Origin of the sequence: Bradyrhizobium sp. (assembly GCF_036735945.1) — a bacterium.
Classification (GTDB): Bacteria; Pseudomonadota; Alphaproteobacteria; order Rhizobiales; family Xanthobacteraceae; genus Bradyrhizobium.
In genome coordinates, this window is record NZ_DAINNI010000223.1 from 1 (window position 1) to 4,068 (window position 4,068).

4 protein-coding genes are annotated in these 4,068 nt (G+C 65.7%); 1 reads left to right on the forward strand and 3 read right to left on the reverse strand.

Features of this window, described 5'->3' with window-relative positions:
• Positions 1 to 189 precede the first annotated feature (189 nt).
• From V7E26_RS29485 to V7E26_RS29495, 3 genes are all read right to left on the reverse strand, one after another.
• A complete protein-coding gene (locus V7E26_RS29485) occupies positions 190 to 849 on the reverse strand; it encodes a peptidoglycan recognition protein family protein (protein WP_442893504.1) in 660 nt (219 codons plus the stop codon).
• Entirely contained in the window at positions 849 to 2,081 is a 1,233-nt protein-coding gene (locus V7E26_RS29490) for a GGDEF domain-containing protein (RefSeq protein WP_324422908.1), read from the reverse strand. Before V7E26_RS29490 ends, V7E26_RS29485 begins: the two co-directional genes overlap by 1 nt.
• 609 nt (positions 2,082 to 2,690) lie before the next feature.
• A complete protein-coding gene (locus V7E26_RS29495) occupies positions 2,691 to 3,308 on the reverse strand; it encodes a LysE family translocator (protein WP_324422909.1) in 618 nt (205 codons plus the stop codon).
• A gap of 156 nt (positions 3,309 to 3,464) precedes the next feature.
• On the opposite strand from V7E26_RS29495, the gene V7E26_RS29500 reads away from it, so the two are divergent.
• Positions 3,465 to 4,068: SDR family NAD(P)-dependent oxidoreductase (locus V7E26_RS29500; protein WP_324422910.1), on the forward strand; the 604-nt coding region annotated here is incomplete at its 3' end.

A 4,068-nucleotide genomic window follows, 5' to 3' on the forward strand; every position in this document is an offset into this window, starting at 1 on the left:
CTAACCAAGGGGCGAGTCATTCCGCCGCAGCCAAGAAGTGTGCATCAGCTAGTGCTTTCGCAGGGACCCATACGCCGCAGCGGTCATGAGAAGCACGATAGTCGATGTCGCTCGATCGCGTGGCCCCACAAACATTGGTGGTTATGGGTCCCTGCGTTCGCAGGGACGACGTGGGAATGGAGTTCGCCCCTACCCGCCCCACTCCCGCGCCATCTTCGCCAGCGCGCAGCCTTCGCAATAGCGCGCGTCCTTGTAGTCGATCCAGTTGTGCGCATAGACGCGATCGAGCGGAATGCCGTAGCGCGCGCGCAGCACCTTCACCAAAATCTTCCACGCCGCGATCTGCGCGTCGGTCGGCCCGCGCGTGACGTCGGGATAGTTGCCGGCGAACTCGACGCCGACCGAATTGCTGCCGACCACCTGGCGATAGGTCGCGCCGTTGTCGATGTACTTGTTGTCGTTGCGGTTGGCGCCGTCGCCGTGGGTCGGGACCAGATGATCGCCGACCGCCCAGTACACGGTGCCGTCGGTTTCCACCCAGACCATGACGCCGCGCCGTGTCGGGTTCTTCGACTGCGCCATCGCGCCGCCGCGCGCCGAGCCGGCCGGCCCTTCGGTCTGGTGCACGATGATGTTGCGCCACGGCCGGGCCTTCGCCGGATCGCCCCACGGCGCCAGCCAGACCATCTTAAGGCCGGGAATATCCGGCATTCCCGACGAGCGCGCGATCGCGGCAAGGTCGGAGGTTTGTGCGACGGCACATACGGGTGATGCGAGGGCGAACAGTGCGGCGGCGACGACGCGAAGGTTCATGATCGAGGTCCAGTGACGGACCTCAGTAGCACGCATCAGGCCAGCTTGCGCACGGCCGCATCCGGCATTTCCGCGCTTGCGGCTTCCGGCGCGAGCGGCGGCGACGACGGGTCATGGGTCGCAAAGCCGTTGCGGCCGGCCTTCTTGGCGGCGTAGAGCGCGTGGTCGGCGGCTGCGATCAGGCGGTCGGGGTACAGCCCGATCTCGGCCGTCCATTGCGCGACGCCGATCGATGCCGCGATCGGAATGTCGTTGCCGGCGCATTGCTCGGCGTCGGCGCGGCATACCTCCAGCACGCGGCGCGCGATCATGGCGCCTTCGCGCAGCATCGAGGACGGCAGCACGATGCAGAATTCGTCGCCGCCGGTGCGCGCCAGCATGTCGCCGGGCCGCAGCCGCGTCTGCGCCATCAGCGTGAAATGCTGCAGGCAGGCATCGCCCGCGGCGTGGCCGTAGGTGTCGTTGATGCCCTTGAAGCCGTCGAGATCGATCACCAGCAGCGCGAACGGCCGGCCGCTGCGCTCGGACCGCGCGCATTCTTCCGTCAGGCGCTGCAGCAGGTAGCGTCGGTTGCCGACCCCGGTGAGATCGTCGAGCAGCGCCAGATCCGCGACCTCGTTGCGCAGGCGGTCCATCGCCATCAACAGGAAGCCGAAATTCAGCGACATCGACAGGAACACCAGCACCAGGATGACGACCGACTGCGTCGGGCTGAACTGCAGGTAGGAGAAGCTGTCGCCCATGGTGGCCACGGCGCCGATCCACCTGGCGAGGAAAATGGCCATGATGAGGATGGTGACGATGCCGGCCAGCCGCGCGCCGGGATTGACGCGGCCCTCGTGCGAGGTCAGCAGCAGTTTGAGGCTCAGCACCATCGGCATCGCCTGGGCCGCCGTGAAGACGGTCATCCTGCCAGGTACGCTGTCATGAACGAATGTGAAGAAGCAGAGTCCGGCGGCGCTGAGCGCCGTGATCAGAAAGGTGTTTCGCCACGACACCGGCTGGCCGAAGAATTTCCTTATACCCATCGCGGCGAGGCAGATCGCCAGGATCAGCGCGGTGCCGCCGGACAGCAGCGGCAGCAGCGAATCCGGAAACTCGACGCGCAGCGTCGCCATGCCCGCACCGGCCGCTGCGACCGATGCCGAACCGGTCCAGAACCGCGCGGCATCGAACGAAGGATAGCAGCGCATCACGTAGGCCCAGATCAGGCCCAGCGCCAGAAAGTTGATGACGAACACCGTCCACAGCGTCGGAACGCTCAGCATCGCGAAATCAGGACGCGGACGTCCCGTCTCCCCTCTTGTCTAACGACCCTGCGAGGCGTTGCGCCCCGGAATCCCCGCGACGATACCGTCGTCTTGTGGGAATAAGTTGCATCCGCGCTGCTTAACGGACTCTGAGCGCCGCACTCCAATGCAAACCTTGGTTTTGAATTGATGAACGGCGCGCGCGTTGGGGCTTCGTTAAGCATGACGCACGCGGCATGAACCGTGGCGGGTGACGCGCGGGTTCGGTGGAAAATCGCGTCAAAACGCACATCAACTGTGGATAACGCGATGACAACGCCATGACGGCCCGCGGCAGCGGCCTGCGAATCTGCTGGGATCATGGACGAGGATGTTGCGAGGCTGGCCCTCCGCCAAGCATGCCTCGGTGTCGCGTTCAATCCATGAAACCTTGAGAGGATACTATGGCTAAGAAAGCGAAGAAGGCGAAGAAGGCGAAGGCCAAAAAGACCAAGAAGGCCGCGAAGAAGAAGTGAATTTCGGCCCGGGTGGGGTGCTCAGCTCCGCCCGGGCCCCCAACCTCCGGGACAGTTTTTGGAGAATGGCGGGCCGTGGGTCCGCCTTTTATTTTTGGGATGAAGGATCGTTTCACCGCTCCGAAAGCGCGAGCTTCGCACCCAGCGCGGCAAACCCGGCGGCAAAACTGCGGCGCAGCCAGGCCATCGCCCTGGGCCTGGTGATGACGCGGTCGCGCAGCGCGGCGGCGAACAGGCCGTAGACCGCGAACACCGCAAACGTCATCGCCATGAAGGCCGCGCTCAATTCCAGCATGCGGGCCAGCGGATGCGGCTCGTCGACCGCGACGAATTGCGGCAGGAAGGCGAGGAAGAAGATCGAGAGTTTTGGATTGAGGATGTTGATCAGGATCGCCGTCACGATCACGCGGCGGCTGGAGCGGGCGCTGGCGGCGGGGCGCGTATCGACCGACAGCGCGCCGGTCTCGCGCAGCGCCTGCCAGGCCATATAGAGCAGGTAGACCACGCCGCACCATTTCAGCGCGGCAAAGGCCAGCGCGCTGGTATGCAGCACCGCGGCGAGCCCGAGCATCGCCGCCGCCATGTGCGGCACGATGCCGAGCGTGCAGCCGAAGGCCGCGACCACACTCGGCCGCGCGCCATGCGTCAGCGCCACCGCCAGCGTGTAGAGCACGCCGGTGCCGGGGGACGCGACCACGATCAGGGAGGTCAACAGAAACGACAGCGTCATTTGCTGCCTTTATCATGCCGGCAGCGGTTGCGAAAGCATGCCGGCATATCCGCTCCGCCTCGTGGATCACGTCGCGGAAACCGCTTTTCGGTTCGGTTCCAATTTGCGAAAGTTCGCGGGAACCTGCCGTCTCAATCTTCAGGGAGCCCTCACCACATGACTGCGATATCCGGAAGCGCCGCCGCCGTGACCGGCGCCGCGAGCGGCATCGGCCGCGCGCTCGCGCTGGAGCTCGCCGCGCGCGGCTGCGACCTCGCGCTGGCCGACCGCGACGAGGCCGGGCTGCTCGAGGTGGCCGCCGAGATCGGCAAGTCGCACAAGCGCAAGATCACCACGCACCGCGTCGACGTCGGCGTCCCCGCCGAGATCGGAGCATTCGCGCAAGCCGCCATCGCCGCGCATCCGGATCTGAACATCGTCATCAACAATGCCGGCGTCGCCCTGCTCGGCGCCTTCAGCGAGGTCGACCAGGCGCAGATGGAATGGCTGATCAACATCAATTTCTGGGGCGTGGTGCACGGCACGCGCGCCTTCCTGCCGCATCTCGCGACGCGGCCGGAGGCGCATATCGTCAACCTGTCCTCGATCTTCGGCATCGTCGCCCCGCCCGGCCAGACCGCCTACTGCGCCGCCAAGTTCGCGGTGCGCGGCTTCTCCGAAAGCCTGCGCCATGAACTGGCGATGGCGAACAGCCCGATAAGACTGTCGGTGGTGCATCCCGGCGGCGTGCTCACCAACATCGTGCGCAACTCGCGCACCG

What these genes read in the sequence shown, in the direction of transcription:
- V7E26_RS29495 (WP_324422909.1), bottom strand. Translation starts at nt 3,308, where the DNA reads ATGACGCTGTCGTTTCTGTTGACCTCCCTGATCGTGGTCGCGTCCCCC.
- V7E26_RS29485 (WP_442893504.1), bottom strand. Translation starts at nt 849, where the DNA reads ATGCGTGCTACTGAGGTCCGTCACTGGACCTCGATCATGAACCTTCGC.
- V7E26_RS29490 (WP_324422908.1), bottom strand. Translation starts at nt 2,081, where the DNA reads ATGCTGAGCGTTCCGACGCTGTGGACGGTGTTCGTCATCAACTTTCTG.